This is a genomic window from Labrenzia sp. 011 (assembly GCF_003075075.1).
Classification (GTDB): Bacteria; Pseudomonadota; Alphaproteobacteria; order Rhizobiales; family Stappiaceae; genus Roseibium.
In genome coordinates, this window is the sequence record NZ_QCYM01000006.1 from 65,917 (window position 1) to 84,370 (window position 18,454).

17 protein-coding genes are annotated in these 18,454 nt (G+C 61.8%); 10 read left to right on the plus strand and 7 right to left on the minus strand.

Translation table 11 applies throughout. The annotated features are described in order from the left end of the window. Window positions 1-122: 122 nt before the first annotated feature. Window positions 123-956: a tryptophan synthase subunit alpha gene (gene trpA, locus DCO57_RS08850; protein ID WP_116698527.1), complete on the minus strand. Its 834-nt coding sequence runs from the start codon at window positions 954-956 to the stop codon at window positions 123-125. Window positions 957-1,226: 270 nt separating this feature from the next. Here trpA and DCO57_RS08855 point away from each other — a divergent pair, with 270 nt between their 5' ends. Next, entirely contained in the window at window positions 1,227-1,499 is a 273-nt protein-coding gene (locus DCO57_RS08855) for a hypothetical protein (RefSeq protein ID WP_133192646.1), read from the plus strand. Window positions 1,500-1,509: 10 nt separating this feature from the next. On the opposite strand, the gene trpB is transcribed toward DCO57_RS08855, so the two are convergent. Further along, on the minus strand, window positions 1,510-2,715 hold the full coding sequence (trpB, locus tag DCO57_RS08860) for a tryptophan synthase subunit beta (RefSeq protein ID WP_116698650.1): 1,206 nt from the start codon (window positions 2,713-2,715) through the stop codon (window positions 1,510-1,512). Window positions 2,716-2,764: 49 nt separating this feature from the next. Next, window positions 2,765-3,409 carry a phosphoribosylanthranilate isomerase gene (locus tag DCO57_RS08865; RefSeq protein WP_116698529.1) on the minus strand — a complete coding sequence of 215 codons (645 nt, stop codon included), beginning with the start codon at window positions 3,407-3,409 and terminating at the stop codon, window positions 2,765-2,767. A 176-nt stretch (window positions 3,410-3,585) separates the two neighbouring features. Here DCO57_RS08865 and DCO57_RS08870 point away from each other — a divergent pair, with 176 nt between their 5' ends. Further along, entirely contained in the window at window positions 3,586-4,353 is a 768-nt protein-coding gene (locus tag DCO57_RS08870; protein WP_116698530.1) for an alpha/beta hydrolase, read from the plus strand. 19 nt (window positions 4,354-4,372) lie between these two features. Here the strand turns inward: DCO57_RS08870 and DCO57_RS08875 are convergent, their stop codons facing one another. Further along, window positions 4,373-6,655, minus strand: coding sequence for an NADP-dependent malic enzyme (locus DCO57_RS08875; RefSeq protein WP_116698531.1), 2,283 nt, complete (start codon window positions 6,653-6,655; stop codon window positions 4,373-4,375). Window positions 6,656-6,891: 236 nt separating this feature from the next. Between DCO57_RS08875 and mutS the strand changes: the two genes are divergently transcribed. Continuing rightward, on the plus strand, window positions 6,892-9,603 hold the full coding sequence (gene mutS, locus DCO57_RS08880; RefSeq protein ID WP_116698532.1) for a DNA mismatch repair protein MutS: 2,712 nt from the start codon (window positions 6,892-6,894) through the stop codon (window positions 9,601-9,603). 211 nt (window positions 9,604-9,814) lie between these two features. After that, window positions 9,815-11,002 (plus strand): MFS transporter, encoded by a 1,188-nt coding sequence (locus DCO57_RS08885; RefSeq protein WP_116698651.1) that lies wholly within the window; start codon window positions 9,815-9,817, stop codon window positions 11,000-11,002. Here DCO57_RS08885 and DCO57_RS08890 read toward each other — a convergent pair. Then, window positions 10,999-11,520: a DUF2244 domain-containing protein gene (locus tag DCO57_RS08890; RefSeq protein WP_116698533.1), complete on the minus strand. Its 522-nt coding sequence runs from the start codon at window positions 11,518-11,520 to the stop codon at window positions 10,999-11,001. The genes DCO57_RS08885 and DCO57_RS08890 overlap by 4 nt on opposite strands. A 22-nt stretch (window positions 11,521-11,542) precedes the next feature. On the opposite strand from DCO57_RS08890, the gene nth reads away from it, so the two are divergent. Both nth and DCO57_RS08900 read left to right on the plus strand, forming a co-directional pair. Continuing rightward, complete coding sequence (gene nth, locus DCO57_RS08895) at window positions 11,543-12,352, plus strand: endonuclease III (protein ID WP_116698652.1); 810 nt, start codon at window positions 11,543-11,545, stop codon at window positions 12,350-12,352. Next, complete coding sequence (locus DCO57_RS08900) at window positions 12,349-12,897, plus strand: GNAT family N-acetyltransferase (protein ID WP_165814692.1); 549 nt, start codon at window positions 12,349-12,351, stop codon at window positions 12,895-12,897. Before nth ends, DCO57_RS08900 begins: the two co-directional genes overlap by 4 nt. A 9-nt stretch (window positions 12,898-12,906) precedes the next feature. Here DCO57_RS08900 and irrA read toward each other — a convergent pair whose 3' ends face one another. Next, window positions 12,907-13,326 (minus strand): iron response transcriptional regulator IrrA, encoded by a 420-nt coding sequence (irrA, locus tag DCO57_RS08905; RefSeq protein WP_208977860.1) that lies wholly within the window; start codon window positions 13,324-13,326, stop codon window positions 12,907-12,909. A gap of 353 nt (window positions 13,327-13,679) precedes the next feature. On the opposite strand from irrA, the gene fabA reads away from it, so the two are divergent. The 3 genes from fabA to fabI all read left to right on the plus strand — a co-directional run bounded on the left by fabA (window position 13,680) and on the right by fabI (window position 16,459). Next, window positions 13,680-14,186, plus strand: coding sequence for a 3-hydroxyacyl-[acyl-carrier-protein] dehydratase FabA (gene fabA, locus DCO57_RS08910; protein WP_103221887.1), 507 nt, complete (start codon window positions 13,680-13,682; stop codon window positions 14,184-14,186). A gap of 226 nt (window positions 14,187-14,412) precedes the next feature. Beyond that, the gene (gene fabB / locus DCO57_RS08915; protein WP_116698536.1) at window positions 14,413-15,636 is read left to right on the plus strand and encodes a beta-ketoacyl-ACP synthase I; all 1,224 of its coding nucleotides are present in this window, start codon (window positions 14,413-14,415) and stop codon (window positions 15,634-15,636) included. Window positions 15,637-15,646: 10 nt separating this feature from the next. After that, a complete protein-coding gene (gene fabI / locus DCO57_RS08920) occupies window positions 15,647-16,459 on the plus strand; it encodes an enoyl-ACP reductase FabI (RefSeq protein ID WP_116698537.1) in 813 nt (270 codons plus the stop codon). 127 nt (window positions 16,460-16,586) lie between these two features. Here fabI and DCO57_RS08925 read toward each other — a convergent pair whose 3' ends face one another. Further along, window positions 16,587-17,084 (minus strand): SH3 domain-containing protein, encoded by a 498-nt coding sequence (locus DCO57_RS08925; protein ID WP_116698653.1) that lies wholly within the window; start codon window positions 17,082-17,084, stop codon window positions 16,587-16,589. 313 nt (window positions 17,085-17,397) lie between these two features. Here DCO57_RS08925 and DCO57_RS08930 point away from each other — a divergent pair, with 313 nt between their 5' ends. After that, complete coding sequence (locus DCO57_RS08930; RefSeq protein ID WP_116698538.1) at window positions 17,398-18,384, plus strand: D-glycerate dehydrogenase; 987 nt, start codon at window positions 17,398-17,400, stop codon at window positions 18,382-18,384. Window positions 18,385-18,454: the final 70 nt, after the last annotated feature.

Consider the following 18,454-nt stretch of genomic DNA (forward strand, 5'->3'; position numbering starts at 1 on the left):
GTTTCTTTGAGCTTTTCCGGGATCCGCCCGGCCCACCGGCCCGGCTGTCTCCGCAATCGCTTCGGTTACCAACTGGCGGAAATATGGGGTCCGCCGCAATTCCTTCAATTCCGGCAGCCGGATCAGGCCCTGCGGGCCCGGGCGCAGCCGGCGGCGAGACCGGTGACAACGTCCGCAACCGCCTGAACGGTTCCGCCGGTCGCCTTGCCGGTGTCGTCCAGGCTCTCGCGAATTGCATTGACCAGAACCGAACCGACGACCACACCGTCGGCATCCTTGCCGATCACGGCCGCCTGTTCCGCCGTCTTGACGCCAAAACCGACGGCTACGGGCAGGTTCGTATGGCTCTTGATCCGGTTGACCGCATCCGCGACCCGGCCCGTATCGGCGATATCGGCGCCGGTAATGCCGGTGACCGATACGTAATAGACGAAACCGGAGGTGTTGGCCAGAACGGCAGGAAGCCGCTTGTCGTCCGTCGTGGGCGTCGCCAGGCGGATGAAATTCAGTCCGGCCTCCATTGCCGGAATGCACAACTCGTCATCGGCCTCCGCCGGAATATCGACGATAATGAAACCGTCGACGCCGGCATCCCTGGCAACCTGCACGAATTTCACCGGTTCGCGCACATAGATCGGATTGTAGTAGCCCATCAGGATGATCGGCGTGTCCTGATCCTGTTCGCGGAAGGCGCGCACCATGTCGAGGGTCTTTTCCATGGTCTGGCCGGCGGCCAGCGCGCGCTGGTTGGCGAGCTGGATCGGTATGCCTTCGGCCATGGGATCGGAAAAGGGCATGCCGAGCTCGATGACGTCGGCACCGGCGGCCGGGAGCGCCTTCAGAACGGCCAGGGACGTGTCCGGATCCGGATCGCCTGCGGTAATAAAGGTGACGAGAGCCGGCCGGCCTGCGTCCGCACAGGCCTTAAAACGGCGGTCGATGCGCGTTTGCGTCATGCACTGCTACCCTTCCTGCGCCCGCTTCAATTCCCGCAGGCCTGATTTCGTCCCTGCGATGTACGGGGGGCACATGCGCCCTGTCAATCTATCAATGCGCAAACCGGTGCGTTCCGGGCGGCAGACCGGAGGATCGGGCGGCCGGGAGCAGCCTTGCCTTTCCTGCATGGCTGATCGTCGCACCAAGCAAAAATTTTGACTGGAAAAATGCACTATGTGCGCCTATTTTAGGTGCAGTCGTTAGCCATCAACCAAAAAACGGAGCTGAAAATGGCCCATTCCCTCTTCGAGCCTGCCCCCACGCCCCTGGGTGAAAAACTCTGGCGGCGCATGAAGGACTTCCGTTCGGGATTTTCCGCACACTCCGGCCAGAACCGCGCTTCGGACCGGACCACGGCGTCCAACCCGCTCCGGCAGGCAGAGCATCTGGATGCCCGTGGACGGCAACAGCTTCTTGAAGAGGTGATGATCGCCCGACCGATCCCGGCAAGGCAAGGGCCGCGCGTTGCCAGAACGCACGGCCCGATCCGGTCCGGAAAATAGGGCCGATGCCCTAAAGGTCGAAGCCCAGCATTTCGCCCACAGCGAAGACATCCTTGTCGCCGCGGCCGCACAGGTTCATGACCAGGATCTGATCCTTGTCCATCTGCGGCGCCAGCTTGACCACATGGGCCAGGGCATGGGCGGGCTCGAGCGCCGGAATGATGCCCTCGACGCGGGTCAGAAGCTGGAAGGCCTCCAGCGCCTCGGTATCCATTATCGGCACATATTCGACGCGACCGATCTCCTTCAGCCAGGAGTGCTCCGGCCCGATGCCCGGGTAGTCGAGACCGGCGGAAATCGAGTGGCCTTCGAGAATCTGGCCGTCGTCATCCTGCAGCAGATATGTCCGGTTGCCGTGGAGAACCCCGGGTTTTCCCGCCGTCAGCGAGGCGCAATGCTCTTCGCCCTGCAGACCGCGGCCGCCGGCTTCGACACCGTAGATCTTTACGTTCTTGTCATCGAGGAAGGGGTGGAACAGGCCGATGGCGTTGGAACCGCCGCCGACGGCGGCCACCAGCGCGTCCGGAAGACGGCCTTCGGCTTCCATCATCTGCTCGCGCAGCTCCTTGCCGATCACCGACTGGAAATCGCGCACCATTTCCGGATAGGGATGGGGGCCGGCCGCGGTGCCGATCAGGTAATAGGTGTCATCGACATTGGTGACCCAGTCGCGCAGGGCCTCGTTCATGGCGTCCTTGAGCGTGCCGGCTCCGGCGGTCACCGGAACGATTTCCGCGCCCAGAAGCTTCATGCGGAAGACGTTGGGTTTCTGCCGCTCCACGTCGGTCTTGCCCATATAGACGACACAGGGAAGTCCGAAGCGGGCGCAGACCGTGGCCGTGGCAACGCCATGCTGGCCGGCGCCGGTTTCCGCGATGATGCGGGTCTTGCCCATGCGCTTGGCCAGAAGAATCTGGCCCAGGCAGTTGTTGATCTTGTGGGATCCCGTGTGGTTCAGCTCGTCGCGCTTGAAATAGATCTTCGCTCCGCCGAGTTCTTCCGTCAGACGTTCGGCGAAATAGAGTGGCGAAGGGCGGCCCGTGTAATGCTTGTTGAGATTCTCGATCTCGGCATGGAAGGCCGGGTCGTTCCGGGCGTCCTTGTAGTGCTGTTCCAGATCCAGGATCAGCGGCATCAGGGTCTCGGCCACATAGCGGCCACCGAAAATGCCGAAATGCCCGCGTTCGTCCGGACCGGTCCGGATGCTGTTCGCCATGTCGTTCACGCTAAATCTCCTTGCCGCCGGCAGATATCGTGCCCGGATATCAGGCGTTTTTGGCCGCAGCTACAAAAGCGCGGATCAGATCGTTGTCCTTGACGCCGCGTTCCCGCTCGACAGCGGAGGAGGCGTCGACCGCCCTTGCCCCGCTCAGCCGGATGGCGTCCGCGACATTTGCCGCATTCAGTCCCCCGGAAAGCATATAGGGCTTCTTCAGGTCAAGATCTTTCAGCAGCGTCCAGTCGAAGGAGACGCCGTTGCCGCCAGGCAGATCCGATCCCTGCGGCGGCTTGGCATCAAACAGGATCCTGTCCGCGACGATGGCATAATATTGCGCCTCTTCGAGATCCGCCTTTTCCGAAACCGCCACGGCCTTCATGATCCCGGTTCCCTGCATCACCTTGACCGCGGCGCATGCTTCCGGGGTTTCACTGCCGTGAAACTGGAAGGTATCGGGTGCAACCAGTTCGTTGATCCGCGACAGTCCATCCAGATCCATATTGACGGTCACCGCAACGATTTCCGCCCTGCCGCGGGCCATGTCGGCCAGTTTGCACGCCTGGGTAAGAGACACATGCCGCGGGCTTTTCGGATAGAACATCAGCCCGACCATATCCGCCCCCGCGTCAAGCGCGGCTTCCATGGTTGCTTCGGTCGAAAGACCGCAGATCTTGACTTGAATATCAGACATGGTTCGAGGTATCGCCGCTCGAAAGACAATTGTCAAAGCAGAACGGACTTTCCGGCGCCGGCAGCCACCCGGCCCGGAAAGAAACTGCAAACCGATCGCGGATTTCCGGCCAAAGCGCACGAAAATGCGCTACAAGCCCGACCCGACAGAACTACGGATACGGGCGGTCAGAAAGAATGTTGCATTTCAGCCAAACGAAACCCGGAGACGGCCCGGCGATCGTCTTTCTGCATGCCGCGGGATTCGACCGGCGCATGTGGATTGCCGCCACCGAACGGCTTCCGGAGTTCAATTGCATCTGCATCGATCTGCCGGGACACGGAAAGAGCAAGGCAGTCGAGGTCACCGATTTTGCTCAGGCAGGCGATGCCGTGGCCGACGTCATCGGGTCGCTCGGCGGCGCGCCTGTCGATATCGCCGGTCTGTCGATGGGCTCCTACATCGGCTTCAAGCTCATGGCGCGGCATCCCGGCCTCGTGCGGACCGCCGTCCTGAGCGGGTTTCAATGCGATCCCATTCCCTCCTCGGCATTTCTGCGCACCATGATGCATGTGTCTTCCTGGATGATGGCGTCGAAGCGCTCCCGGGAGAAGATGGCCCGTTCGATGGGGATCATGGATGTCCGGCTGATCAGTCAACCGGACAGAAGAGCGAACGCCTCCGCCGCCACCATGCGGAAAATCGGCGCGGATGCTCTGGCGTTCGACGTCCGGGCGGATCTGCCGGACGTCCCGGTCCGGACGCTCGTGATTGCCGGCGAGAAGGAACACAGCGCGATCAATGCGTCCCTGCCGGTCTTTCAGGACAGGATGCCGAACTGCACGGCGCGCCTGGTTCCGGGGCTCGGGCACGGCTGGATCGCCAGAGACCCGGACCTGTTCGCCGCAACGATGAAAGCTTGGATCCGGCAGGAGACCCTGCCGGAGCGCCTTGCCGGCGTTTGATGGTCCGCAGTCCCTGAGATCACGTCACGTTGAATGCCGCGATCACCGCCATGTTGACGATATCGCTGTCCTTGGCGCCCAGGGGCACGATCTGCACGGGCTTGTCGAAGCCGACGAGCAGCGGGCCGATGACGGTGGCTCCGCCCAGCTCCTGGAGCATCTTCGTGGAAATGGATGCGGAGTGGAAAGCCGGCATGACGAGGACGTTGGCAGGCGCGGTGAGGCGGCAGAAGGGATAGGCTGCCATTCGGTCCATGTTGAGGGCCACATCGGCCGCCATATCGCCGTCATATTCGAAATCCACCCGGCGCCGGTCGAGGATCTTCACCGCTTCCAGCACCTTTTCGGAACGTTCGCCCTTCGGGTGCCCGAAGGTGGAATAGGCCAGCATGGCGATCCGCGGCTCGTAGCCCAGCTTGCGGGCGACGTGAGCTGCCTCCTCGGCTATGTCGGCAAGTTCCTCCGAAGTCGGCATGTCGATCACCGCCGTATCGGCGATCAGCACCGTGCGGCCGCGCACCAGCGCCAGCGAAACGCCGATGACCCGGTGGCCGGGCTTGGGATCGATGGTGGCCTTCACGGTATCCAGCGCCACGGAATAGTTGCGGGTGACGCCGGTGACCATGGCATCGGCGTCACCGCGCGCCACCATGATGGCACCCCAGTAGTTGCGGTCGTTGTTGACCATGCGCTGGCAGTCGCGCAGCAGATAGCCCTTGCGCTGCAGACGGCCGTAGAGATATTGCGCATAATCCGTGTTGCGGTCGGAAAGCCGGGCGTTCTGGATGGAGATGCCGACGCGGTCAATATCGATGCCGGCCCGTTCCGCCACGGATTTGATCTCGTCTTCACGGCCGATCAGAATGGCTTCGCCCAGTCCCTGTGAAACGAAACTGGTGGCGGCGCGGATCACCGGTTCCTCTTCGCCTTCCGCAAAGACCACCCGCTTGGGCTGCTGACGGACCTTGGAGAAGATCCGCTGCAGGGTGCCGGCCACCGGATCGCGGCGCGCGGACAGCTGTTGCCTGTAGGCTTCCATGTCCACGATCGGCCGGCGGGCCACGCCGGAATCCATTGCCGCCTGGGCAACGGCGGGCGGAATCGCGTGGATCAGCCGCGGGTCGAAGGGAACGGGAATGATGTATTCGGGCCCAAATTTCGGCCGGTTGCCGCGATAGGCTGCGGCGACCTCGTCCGGAACTTCCTCCCGGGCGAGCTCGGCCAGCGCATGGGCACAGGCGACCTTCATGTCCTCGTTGATGGTGGTGGCATGAACGTCCAGGGCGCCGCGGAAGATATAGGGAAAGCCCAGGACGTTGTTGACCTGATTGGGATAGTCCGAGCGGCCCGTGGCAACGATGGCGTCGTCGCGGACGCTGGCAGCCTCTTCCGGCGTGATTTCCGGATCCGGGTTCGCCATGGCGAAGATGATCGGGTTCGGCGCCATGACCCGCAGCATGTCCGTGGTGAGCGCTCCCTTGGCCGACACGCCGAAAAAGACGTCAGCCCCCTTCATGGCGTCTTGGAGCGAGCGGTCCTGCGTCTCGATGGCATGCGCGGATTTCCACTGGTTCATGCCCTCCTCGCGACCCTTGTAGATCACCCCCTTGGTGTCGCAGAGGGTGACGTTCTGATGGGGAACGCCCATCGCCTTGATCAGCTCGATACAGGCTATGCCCGCCGCACCGGCGCCGTTGCAGACGACCTTGGTGTCCTTCATGTCCCGGCCCGTCAGATGCAGGGCGTTGATGAGACCGGCGGACGCGATGATCGCCGTACCGTGCTGGTCGTCGTGGAAGACCGGAATGTCCATCAGCTCGCGCAGGCGCTGCTCGATGATGAAGCATTCCGGCGCCTTGATGTCCTCAAGATTGATGCCGCCGAAGGAAGGGCCGAGATAACGGACGGAGTTGACGAATTCCTCCACGTCCTGGGTATCGATCTCGAGGTCGATGGAATCGACGTCGGCGAAGCGCTTGAAGAGGACCGCCTTGCCTTCCATCACCGGCTTTGAGGCCAGAGCGCCGAGGTTTCCCATTCCCAGGATCGCGGTTCCGTTGGTGATCACCGCAACGAGATTGCCCTTGGTGGTGTAATCGTAGGCGCGGCTCGGATCGTCCGCGATGGCCTGCACCGGAACCGCCACGCCGGGAGAATAGGCCAGCGACAGATCGCGCTGCGTGGCCATCGGTTTGGTCGGCGTGATTTCCAGCTTGCCGGGCCGGCCTTCCTGGTGGAACTTCAGCGCTTCCTGATCGGTGAAGCTGACGGACGTATTGGGCGAATTCTTATCGGCGGACATGACGCGGGCGCTTCCTCTAGAAAACCCGCTCTTGGCGGCGGGATCTTGACCTTATCTGCTGAAAATTGAAGCCTCAACCCGCGACGCAGTACCCACTTTGCACAATGACGGACAAGCAGCGCCGAAACAGTCCGGGCCGGCAAGATTCGCGCTCAGGGCTCTTTCTCCTTTGGATCGATCAACTTAACCGCATTCAGGCGCTTTCCCTCGAAAGCCGGTTGATCTAGGTATCAGGCATGAGTGGACGGAGCGCGCAACAGGGAGCCCCGGCGGACGCCAAGGTCACGCCGATGATGGCCCAGTATATCGAGATCAAGACCGCCAATCCGGACAGCCTGCTGTTCTACCGGATGGGGGACTTCTACGAGCTGTTCTTCGAGGATGCGGAGATCGCCTCGCAGTCGCTCGGCATCACGCTGACCAAACGCGGCAAGCATCAGGGCGAGGACATCCCGATGTGCGGTGTGCCGGTTCATGCCGCCGACGACTACCTGCAGAAGCTGATCGCCAAGGGCCACCGGGTTTCCGTTTGCGAGCAGACGGAGGATCCGGCCGAGGCCAGGAAACGCGGTTCCAAATCCGTGGTCCGGCGGGATGTGGTCCGTCTGGTGACGCCCGGTACGCTGACGGAAGAGCGTCTGCTGGACGCGGGCGCCAACAATTACCTGATGGCGCTGACGCGCCTGAAAGGCGGCTCGCTGGAAGGCGACGCGATTTACGGCCTTGCCTGGATCGACATGTCGACGGGGTCCTTCCAGGTCTCCGAAACCGACCACCAGCGGCTGGCCGCGGATCTGGCGCAGGTGATGCCGCGCGAACTCATCCTGCCGGACAACCTTCTCCAGGAAAGCGAGCTGCGCCAGATCGCCGAGCAACCGGGCGGCGCGCTGTCGCCGGTGCCGCGCGCCTTTTTCGACAGTTCGACCGCGACCGACCGGCTGGGACACTATTTCGGCGTGAAGACGCTGGACGGGTTCGGCACCTTCAGCCGGGCCGAACTGTCAGCCGCCGCAGGCATTCTCGCCTATGTCGAAAAAACCCAGCTTGGCGAGCGCCCGCCGCTCGACCCGCCGACGCGCGAGGCCGGTGCGGGCCGCATGCTGATCGACCCGGCCACCCGGGCCAACCTCGAACTGTCGAGAACCCTGTCCGGCGAAAAACAGGGCTCCCTGCTTGCCACGATCGACCGTACGGTGACCGGGGGCGGATCACGGCTTCTTGCCAGCCGTCTCGCCGGCCCGCTCGTCGATGTGGCCGCAATTCACCGCCGGCACGATGCGGTCGCCTTTTTTCTCGAAAACGAAATCATGCGCGAGGGGCTGCGCCAGACCCTGAAGGGCGCGCCGGACATGGCCCGGGCACTGTCGCGCATCGCGCTGAACCGGGGCGGCCCGCGCGACATCCTTGCGGTTGCCCAGGGGCTTGAAGCGGCCCGCGCGGTTCTCGATCAGACCGGCTCGGTCAAGGACGCGATTCCGGCGGAAATCGCGGCGGCCCGGGCAAGCCTGGAGCAGGCGCCGCACGACCTGGGTGCGGAGCTGGTGTCCGCGATCAAGGAAGATCCGCCTCTCCTGAAACGGGACGGCAATTTCATCGCCACCGGTTACAACGCCGATCTCGACGAGTTGCGCGCCCTGCGCGACGAAAGCCGCAAGGTGATCGCCAGGCTGCAGGCCAGCTATTCGGAAGAACTCGGGCTGCGTTCCCTGAAGATCAAGCACAACAACGTGCTCGGCTGGTTCATCGAGGTTCCCTCCGCCCAGACCGAGAAAATGACCGCGGATCCGGCACGGTTCATCCACCGGCAGACCATGGCCGGCGCCATGCGCTTCACCACGACGGAACTGGCCGAGCTGGAATCCAAGATCGCCAGCGCCGGCGAACGGTCGCTCGCCATCGAGCTCGAGATATTCGACCGGCTGGCCCAGGCGATCATCGGCACGGGCGAGGCCATCAAGGCGGCGGCGCAGGGACTAGGCATCCTGGATGTCTCGGCGGCGCTGGCCAAGCTCGCGCAGGAAGAGAACCATGTGCGCCCGACCGTCGACGACAGCCGGGCCTTCGAGATCAAGGGCGGGCGCCATCCGGTCGTCGAAAAGGCACTGAAAAAGGCCGGTGGTGACAGCTTTGTCGCCAATGACGCCAGTCTCGGTCCCGACAAGGACGGGGACACCGGCCACATCTGGCTGATCACCGGGCCGAACATGGCCGGTAAGTCGACCTTTCTGCGCCAGAACGCGCTGATTGCCGTTCTGGCCCAGATGGGTGCCTTCGTGCCGGCGACGGCTGCGCATATCGGCGTCGTGGACCGGCTGTTTTCCCGTGTCGGCGCCGCCGACGACCTTGCCCGCGGCCGCTCCACCTTCATGGTGGAAATGGTCGAAACGGCCGCCATCCTCAACCAGGCCGGCGACCGGTCGCTGGTCATTCTCGACGAGATCGGCCGGGGGACGGCCACGTTCGACGGTCTGTCCATCGCCTGGGCGACCATCGAGCATCTTCACGAGGTCAACAGGTCCCGCGCCCTCTTCGCCACCCATTATCACGAACTTACCGCGCTTTCGGCCAGGCTCGAACGCCTGTCCAATGCAACCGTTTCGGTCAAGGAGTGGAACGGCGACGTCATCTTCCTGCACGAGATCGTGCCGGGCGCCGCCGACCGGTCCTATGGCATCCAGGTCGCCAAGCTCGCCGGGCTTCCGGCCTCGGTGGTGGAGCGCTCCAAGCAGGTTCTCAGCCAGCTTGAAGAACAGGACCGCGGGTCTCCCGCGGAGAACCTGATCGACGAACTGCCGCTGTTCGCCAATCTGGTGCCCGCTGCCGCTGCTTCCGCCGAGCCGGACCCGGTGCTGGACTGCCTCAGGGACATCGATCCGGACGACATGACCCCGCGCGAAGCCCTGGAAGCGCTTTACAGGTTGAAGACACTCAGCGGAAAGTCAGGCTGACTTCCTGCCGTCGCAGAACGGGGAACGGCGCCGCCGTTCCCTCTTGACGCCAATTTCATTCCGCTGGCAGTATTCCCGAAATCCGTACCCCGTTTGCGCCTTCACCCGCTTGCTCCCGCAAACGGCCTTTCGTTCAGTCCTTCCAAACTTCCGAACTGCGGCCGACGCCGGAAGCTACCGGCCTGCCGCGCATCCATTGGCGCAATTCCTCATGTTCTCATCCATCCAGTTGCGCCGCCAGGAGGTGCTGATCCTCCTGCTGCAGTTCACGAACAGCCTCGGTACATCCGCGCTCGTTCCGATGATGAGCTTCTTCATCGTTGAAGGCCTCGGCGCGCCGCCCTGGAAGGTCGGCGTGTATACAGGTCTGGTCCTGCCGCTGACGCTGGTTTCCAACCGCTGGGCCGGCGAGCGGCTGGATCAGGGATTTCCGGTCAAGAGCCTGCTCCTGTTTTCCGTCTGCGCCTTCATTGTGGCCAGCGCGCTGCTGACGCAGACGTCCAGCTTTGTCATGTTGCTCGTCGCCGTCGCGCCGCTGATGGGTGTCGCCAACATGGGAGCCGGCATCATCTTCACGTTCGGGCGGCTCAATGCCGAAAAACGGGGCCTGGATATCACCCGCATCAATTCCTGGCAGCGCATGACCGTTTCCCTGGCGTGGATGATCGGCCCGGCGGTGTCCTTCATGCTCGTCGCGCAATTCGGTTTCCGGACCGCCTTCATGTGCGCCTTCGGGATCGGGCTGACCTATCTGACGCTCTGGCAGATCGCCGTGCCCAAGGAATTCAGGACCGACAGGAAAAGAAGGACCAGCACCAACCGCGAACCCGTCAACTGGGGACTTCTGATCGCCGGGCTGACCTGTCTGGGTTTCGTGATCACCAACTCCCTGTTCGTGTCCGCCATGCCGCTGTTCTTCGTGCGGGAAACCGGCCTGCCCGGCGCGACCCCCGGTCTGTCCCTTTCGGTCAAATGCCTCGTGGAGGTGTTCGTCATTTTCGGTTCCGTCCGGCTGGCGGAACGCATCGGCATCCGTCAGGTGCTGCTGCTCGCGGCCTGTCTTGCGGCGGCAAGCATGCTGCTGTTCGCTCAGGTCACGGCAGTCTGGCAGGTGCTGACGATCTCGGTGCTGGAAGGCACCTATTACGGTCTGTTTGCCGGAGTAGCGATCAGTTTCGTGCAAAGTTTTGCGCCGGACAGGCCCGGGCGCGCCACGGCGATCTACATGAACAGCCTGTTTCTCGGCGGCATGATCGGCAGCGTCTCCATGGGGTTCATCGCCAGTGCCACCGATTTCAGGACCGTGCTTTACACGGCAGCGCTTTCCTCGGTCGCGGCACTGATCGTGCTGATCGCCACCTTCAGGGTGCGCCCGCAGCCCTCACAGCCTGAATCCTAGACGCCGCCGGCCTTTGCCACCGCAAGCGCGTTGGCCATTGCTCCGGCGAAACTGGTGCGGTCGACGGGATTGAGGAAATTGCCGAGATCGACCGTTTCACCCCGGCCTGTCAGACAGATCTTCACGACACCTTCATCATCGATCCGCTCGACCGTGAGCCGGGTCCAGGACGGATTGAAGCGGTATTCGTGATATTTCTTCCCGGGGCCGACCTTGCGGATGGCGATTTCATGGCGGGAGATCGCAACTTCCTCGAAGAGCCGCGCCGAGCGGTAGTTCATGCGGAAGGCGAACCACATGAGCGCCATGTCCAGACCGAAAAATCCGAACACGGGCCAGGCACCGATACGCCAGAACAGAAAGCCGGATATGAAACTGACGACCCCGAAACAGGCCATGAGAATCAGAAAGCCGTTTGACCCGAGCGACCGGTAGGGCGTAAGGACCGCGGAAAAGAACGGTCGATCGTCCTGCGGTGAATCGTCGATTTTCTCGGGTTTCAGATTGTTCTCGCTCATGCGCTCGGATTATAGAGTGAATATGACTCAAGCAAAGAGCTCAATTTCCGGCAAGGGAGCCGGGCGGTCCACCCGATCCTCCCGTTCCCGCACACCCTCCGTCGACAATCCCGGCAAGGTGCTGAAACGGTCCCGCTACAGCAAGGCGGAGACTTATGCGATCTTCCAGCGGTTCCACGCCGACAATCCCGAACCGAAGGGGGAGTTGAACTATGTAAACGCCTTCACGCTGCTGGTGGCTGTGGTCCTGTCCGCGCAGGCAACCGATGTCGGGGTGAACCGGGCGACCCGGCACCTGTTCCAGATCGCCGACACGCCGGAAAAGATGGTCGCGCTCGGCGAAGACCGGCTGCGCGAGGAGATCAGGACGATCGGCCTTTACAAGACCAAGGCCAGGAATGTCATCCTTCTGTCCCAGCAGCTTATCCGCGACCACGGCGGCGAGGTTCCCGACGACCGCGAGGCGCTGGAAAAGCTGCCCGGTGTCGGCCGGAAAACGGCGAATGTCGTGCTGAACATCTATTTCGGCCATCCGACGATTGCCGTCGACACGCATCTCTTCCGGCTGGGAAACCGGATCGGCATCGCACCGGGAAAGACTCCCCTGGAAGTGGAAAAAGCGCTTGAAAAAGTGGTGCCGCCGGAATTTGCGCTGCATGCCCACCACTGGCTGATCCTGCACGGACGCTACATCTGCAAGGCCCGCAAGCCCGAGTGCCGGCGTTGCGTCATCTACGATCTTTGCAAGAGCCCCGAGAAGGAAAAATTCGACGCGATTCCCGAAATCGCCCTGCGCACAAAAGCCCTGATCGACAAGGATACCGCAGCTTGAGTTTCCCCCTGGGTCCCTATCCGACGAGCGAACGTCTGCGCTTCCGGCTGCCGTCCCCCAATGATGCCGGCTTTTACCTGAAGCTCATGAACGAACCGGATTACATCCGTTACATTTCCGACGCAGGCATCCGTACGACAGAACAGGCGGTGCAATATATCAAGGGCAAGACGCTGGCGCGCTTTGCGGCGAATGGCGTCGGGCTCTGGCTGGTGGAGCTGAAGGAGACGGGTCAGCCGATCGGTGTCTGCGGGATCGTCGTGCGCAAGGAGCTCGACCATCCGGATCTCGGTTTCGCCCTGCTTGAAGAGTTCCGCGGCCAGGGTTTCGGACAGGAAGCCGGCCAGGCGGTACAGGAGTTCACGCAGAAGGAACTGAAGCTGCGCACGCTGTGCGCCATCACCCATCCGCAAAACACGCGTTCGGCCAATCTGCTCCGCAAGATCGGTTTCGAAGCGGACGGTCAGCGTCACCTCAGCGAGATCGGTGAGACGTCGGATTATTTTGTCTGGAAACTACGCTACGTCGACAACGGTCTGGCGTAGAGCCGGGGGTTATTGCTTCTCGCGCACCCGAACGACCACCTCGACCCGCACCACTTCCATGCCCTCGGGCACTTCGGGAAGACGGCCGATACCGACGCCTTCACCGGGAATATCGATCACCCGGTTTTCGCCTTCGATGAAGAAATGGTGATGGTCGGACACGTTGGTGTCGAAATAGGTCTTGTTGCCGTCGATCGCGACTTCACGCAGGAGACCGGCCTCGGTGAACTGGTGCAGCGTGTTGTAGACGGTGGCCAGGGAAACCGGAACATCCGCCTGCACGGCTTCCTCGTGAAGGTGCTCCGCGGAAATGTGACGGTCACCCTTCGAGTAAAGCAGCTCCGCCAGGGAAACACGCTGGCGTGTCGGCCGCAGACCCGCGGTCCGCAGGATGTCGGTTACGTTCTTACCGGCAGATTCCGTCGCCATATGCGTCGTCATTCCTCTGTAGATCCATATGCAAGGTCACGTTCATAAACAGCAATTTCCGGGTTTGCGCCCGCAGTTCAAACCGCTGATTTACCGGACATCTCCTTATATCTGCCATTTCTTGCACCCGGGATGCAAGTTTTAAACGCCTCGTTGAATTTCCGACCGGCGTCACCATCTGCGCTGTTATGAAGCAGAAATCCTGAAACATGTCCCGGAAAAGCCAGCAGGTTCGGGCACGTGACATCTTTCGGTCGGGGTTCCCCTGTGTTAGGAAGGCGCCTCAAACGACCAGAAAACCAACCCGTTCCGCCTTCGGGAGGGCCCGGGCAGGAAACAAAAACGGACCTTGCATGACCGAACGCCGCTCCAGCTACGATTACGAAGACCTTCTCGCCTGCGGCCGAGGCGAGCTTTTTGGCCCGGGCAATGCGCAGTTGCCTCTTCCGCCGATGCTGATGTTCGACCGGATTACCGAGATTTCCGAAACCGGTGGCGAATTCGACAAGGGATATGCCCGCGCCGAATTCGACATCAAGCCGGATCTCTGGTTCTTTCCGTGCCATTTTCAGGGCAACCCGATCATGCCGGGCTGCCTCGGTCTCGACGCCATGTGGCAGCTGACAGGCTTTTTCCTCGGCTGGCTGGGTCTCGAAGGCAAGGGCATGGCCCTGTCGACCGGTGAAATCAAGTTCAAGGGCATGGTCACGCCCGACGTGAAGCTGGTGGAATACGGTATCGATTTCAAACGCATCATGAAGGGCCGCCTGGTGCTCGGCACCGCGGATGGCTGGCTGAAAGCCGACGGCGAGCAGATCTACAAGGCGACCGATCTGCGCGTGGGCCTGGCGAAGTCCTGACGCCCTTCCTGCGGGTTTATTTTCAGACCGGCGCTTCTTTTTCATTGGAAGCGCCGGTTTGCGCATTATCCTGATCAACCTGTCGTCACGTGGAAGAACGAAGGCGGGCGAGTTGATCGAGTTCAAGGTGCCGGATCATCGGCACACCAATTCCGATTGGCTTTCCGGCTTCCCGTGGACCCACGCGAACGCAGGCTGATCCAGAGAGAAAAGGTAGGAGACCGCAATGAGACGCGTTGTCGTCACCGGTATGGGAATCGTTTCGTCCATCGGATCGAACGTCGAGGAAGTGCTGACAAGTCTGCGAGAAGGCAAGTCCGGCATCAGTTTTGCACCCGATTATGCGGAACACGGATTCCGCAGCCAGGTTCACGGCAAACCGGATATCGACATCCCCTCGCTTGTCGACAAGCGCCAGCTCCGTTTCATGGGCGATGGCGCGGCCTACAACTTCATCGCCATGCAGCAGGCCATCAGCGACAGCGGACTGGAGGAAACGGATGTTTCCAATGTCCGTACCGGGCTCATCATGGGATCGGGCGGCCCCTCGACCAAGAATCTGTTCCAGGCGCACCGGATCGTTCTGGAAAAAGGCTCGCCGAAGCGCATGGGGCCGTTCATGGTCACCCGCGGCATGAGCTCGACCAATTCGGCCTGCCTTGCGACTCCCTTCAAGATCAAGGGCATCAACTATTCCATCACCTCGGCATGCTCCACCTCCGCCCACTGCATCGGCGCGGCGACGGAACAGATCCAGTTCGGCAAGCAGGATGTGATGTTCGCCGGTGGCGGCGAGGAACTGGACTGGACCCTGTCCTGCCTGTTCGACGCCATGGGCGCCATGTCTTCCAAATACAACGACACGCCGCAGACAGCGGCCCGGGCCTATGACGCGACCCGCGACGGCTTTGTCATCGCCGGCGGCGGCGGGGTTGTCGTGCTGGAGGAACTGGAACACGCCAAGGCACGCGGCGCCAAGATCTATGCCGAAGTGACCGGCTATGCGGCCAATTCGGACGGCTATGACATGGTCGCCCCGTCCGGCGAGGGCGGCGAGCGCTGCATGCGCCTTGCCATTGAAACCCTGGGCGAGCGCAAGGTCGACTACATCAATTCACATGGTACATCGACGCCAGTGGGCGATATCGGCGAAATCGAGGCCATCCGCCGCGTCTTCGGCGAAAACCAGCCTCCGGTGTCCTCGACAAAGTCGCTGACCGGGCACAGCCTCGGCGCAACGGGCGTGCAGGAGGCAATCTACTGCCTGCTGATGCTCCAGAACGATTTCATCACGGCTTCCGCCAACATTACCCAGCTCGATCCCGCGCTCAAGGACGGCGAGATCGTCAGGGAGCGTGTCGACGACGCCGGACTTGATACCGTGCTCTCCAACAGCTTCGGCTTCGGCGGTACAAATGCCTCCCTTGCGCTGTCGCGCTACCACGGCTGAGGAGTTTTATATGACTGAACTGATGAAGGGCAAACGTGGCCTGATAATGGGTGTTGCCAATGACCATTCCATCGCATGGGGCATCGCCAAGACTCTCTCGGACCACGGTGCGGAACTTGCCTTCACCTATCAGGGCGACGCCTTCGGGCGGCGTACCAAACCGTTGGCGGATTCCATCGGATCGAAGATCCTGTTGCCCTGCGATGTCGAGGACATCAATTCAGTCGACAGCGTCTTCGACACGCTGAAGGAAGAATGGGGCAGCATCGACTTTCTGGTTCATGCCATCGCATTTTCCGACAAGTCCGAACTGCGCGGCAAATACGCTGACACGACCCGGGAAAACTTCTCCCGCACCATGCTCATCTCCTGCTTTTCCTTCACGGAAATCGCCAAGAGGGCGGCGGCCATCATGCCCAATGGCGGCGCGATGGTGACATTGACCTACGGCGGCTCCACCAAGGTGATGCCGAACTACAATGTCATGGGCGTTGCCAAGGCGGCGCTGGAATCATCCGTGCGCTATCTGGCGGTCGACTACGGCGAACAGAATATCCGCGTCAACGCGATCTCCGCCGGACCCGTGCGTACGCTCGCCGGATCAGGCGTCTCCGACGCAAGGCTGATGTTCAATTTCCAGAAACGCAATTCGCCGCTGTGCCGGACGGTTTCGCTGGAGGAAATCGGCGGGACGGGTCTTTATCTCCTGTCCGGCCTGTCGGGCGGGGTCACCGGGGAAATCCATTTCGTCGACAGTGGCTACAACATCATGTCCATGCCACGGCTGGGAGAACTCAAGGCCCAGGAAGTGACGGCGGACTAGATTTCTCTTCAGTCGCGCGACAAGACAGAAAAGGCGGCCGGCGGGTCGCCTTTTTTCATGCGTGGAATCGTGTGTTTTCGATCCTCCAGCACACAATGACGTCCTGCTGCGGTTCCCCGAACGGGGATCAATCCTCGATCAGCTCGTCAGGATAGACACCGAAAAGCCTGGTCTGGTCCAGCCAGCCGTCATAATTCTCGCCATTGACCCGGCACCAGCCACCGGCGCATTCCGTCACCGACGTCAGGACGAAGGGCTCGAGCTCGGCGACAATATCCGCGTCCGAACGGGACCGGGCGCGCAGCGGTGTGAGATCGCTCTTTTCCCAGGGCGTGACGAGAGCCGTCCTCCGGCCGGACAGCAGCGAGTGAAACACCCAGCCCTGTTTTCCCTCCCAGTCGCGAATTCGCCGCCAGTTCTCAAATTCCTGAATGATTTCAACCGGAAGACCCGACTGGACAAAGGTCCAGGCAATGTCGTGATCGCGCGAGGGGCCGACACGGACATTCACCCGGTCCGATTTCAGGCTCACGAAGCGCGGCACGGGAAGCCCGCTGGCACCGGTCGTCGTTCCCTGGGCGGCGCCGGGAAGGGCCGTGTTGCCCAGTCCCGCGAAAAGAACCATCGCGCCAAAAAGCAGCCTGGCGGCGAGACTGAAGGGAATTCGGGCACCTGAGATCGAACGAGCCATATTGTCCGGTAGTCCAATTGTTATTGGTTGTTAACTTGTGGCAAATCATTACCGAAAAACCTGCGCAAAAACCAGCGGGCCGAGACCGGCTCCCCGGCAATGCGCGGCGAATGTAGCCGATCCCTTGTTTCTGGCGGACCATCTGCTAGGAAAAGGGTATGGTCTTATCCGCTCGCGCTACGCGCAGCGTCAAGGTGGAACCGTTGAGGTTAACAAACCTTCAACGAAGCGCGAAAGGCAATTTGGTATGGTGAAAAAGAAGCCTGTCGTCGTTGTCACCCGGAAGCTTCCGGACGTCGTCGAAACGCGGATGCGGGAGCTCTTCGAGACACGTCTGAATGAAAATGACAGGCCTTTCAGCCAGGCGGAACTGGTGGAGGCTGTCAGATCCGCGGATGTGCTGGTACCCACCGTGACCGACCGTATCGATTCCTCGATCCTGTCCCAGGCGGGGGAGAACCTGAAGCTGATCGCCAACTTCGGGAACGGCGTCGACAACATCGATGTCGTGACCGCCAACAACCGGGGAATCAATGTCACGAACACCCCCGGCGTACTGACCGAAGACACGGCAGACATGACCATGGCCCTGATGCTCGCCGTGCCGCGTCGTCTTGCCACAGGCATCAAGGCCCTGGAAGCAGGAGACTGGGCCGGCTGGTCGCCGACCTGGATGCTCGGCCACCGGATCTGGGGCAAGCGGCTCGGCATCATCGGCATGGGCCGGATCGGCCAGGCCGTGGCCCGGCGGGCCAAGGCCTTCGGCATGTCGATCCATTATCACAATCGCCGCCGCGTCTCCGACAGCATCGAGGAAGAGCTGGAAGCGACCTACTGGGACAGCCTCGACCAGATGCTGGCGCGCATGGATGTGGTCTCCATCCATTGCCCGCATACGCCCGGCACGTTCCATCTTCTGTCCGCCCGGCGCCTGAAGCTCATGAAAAAGGGCGCCTATGTGGTCAACACCGCCCGTGGCGAGGTCATCGACGAAAACGCCCTGATCCGCATGCTGGAATCAGGCGATCTCGCCGGGGCCGGCCTGGACGTTTTCGAGCATGAGCCCGCGGTCAATCCAAAGCTGGCGAAGATGGACAATGTGCTGCTGCTGCCGCACATGGGATCGGCAACGATAGAAGGCCGGATCGAGATGGGCGAGAAGGTGATCATCAATATCAGAACCTTCATGGACGGCCACCGTCCGCCCGACCGCGTCCTGCCGTCCATGCTCTAGGTCGGAACCGCGGTTGACGGTGCCTGAAGTTGTCATCCCGGATAACCTGTCCTGGCTGAATCAGTCGGAG

Excerpts from the sequence above, each read along its gene's own strand:
- DCO57_RS08870 (WP_116698530.1), top strand. The coding sequence starts at position 3,586 with ATGTTGCATTTCAGCCAAACGAAACCCGGAGACGGCCCGGCGATCGTC.
- fabI (WP_116698537.1), top strand. The coding sequence starts at position 15,647 with ATGACTGAACTGATGAAGGGCAAACGTGGCCTGATAATGGGTGTTGCC.
- DCO57_RS08875 (WP_116698531.1), bottom strand. The coding sequence starts at position 6,655 with ATGTCCGCCGATAAGAATTCGCCCAATACGTCCGTCAGCTTCACCGAT.
- nth (WP_116698652.1), top strand. The coding sequence starts at position 11,543 with ATGACTCAAGCAAAGAGCTCAATTTCCGGCAAGGGAGCCGGGCGGTCC.
- DCO57_RS08925 (WP_116698653.1), bottom strand. The coding sequence starts at position 17,084 with ATGGTTCTTTTCGCGGGACTGGGCAACACGGCCCTTCCCGGCGCCGCC.
- mutS (WP_116698532.1), top strand. The coding sequence starts at position 6,892 with ATGAGTGGACGGAGCGCGCAACAGGGAGCCCCGGCGGACGCCAAGGTC.
- irrA (WP_208977860.1), bottom strand. The coding sequence starts at position 13,326 with ATGGCGACGGAATCTGCCGGTAAGAACGTAACCGACATCCTGCGGACC.
- DCO57_RS08885 (WP_116698651.1), top strand. The coding sequence starts at position 9,815 with ATGTTCTCATCCATCCAGTTGCGCCGCCAGGAGGTGCTGATCCTCCTG.
- fabA (WP_103221887.1), top strand. The coding sequence starts at position 13,680 with ATGACCGAACGCCGCTCCAGCTACGATTACGAAGACCTTCTCGCCTGC.
- DCO57_RS08890 (WP_116698533.1), bottom strand. The coding sequence starts at position 11,520 with ATGAGCGAGAACAATCTGAAACCCGAGAAAATCGACGATTCACCGCAG.
- DCO57_RS08855 (WP_133192646.1), top strand. The coding sequence starts at position 1,227 with ATGGCCCATTCCCTCTTCGAGCCTGCCCCCACGCCCCTGGGTGAAAAA.
- trpB (WP_116698650.1), bottom strand. The coding sequence starts at position 2,715 with ATGGCGAACAGCATCCGGACCGGTCCGGACGAACGCGGGCATTTCGGC.
- DCO57_RS08865 (WP_116698529.1), bottom strand. The coding sequence starts at position 3,409 with ATGTCTGATATTCAAGTCAAGATCTGCGGTCTTTCGACCGAAGCAACC.
- DCO57_RS08930 (WP_116698538.1), top strand. The coding sequence starts at position 17,398 with ATGGTGAAAAAGAAGCCTGTCGTCGTTGTCACCCGGAAGCTTCCGGAC.
- fabB (WP_116698536.1), top strand. The coding sequence starts at position 14,413 with ATGAGACGCGTTGTCGTCACCGGTATGGGAATCGTTTCGTCCATCGGA.
- trpA (WP_116698527.1), bottom strand. The coding sequence starts at position 956 with ATGACGCAAACGCGCATCGACCGCCGTTTTAAGGCCTGTGCGGACGCA.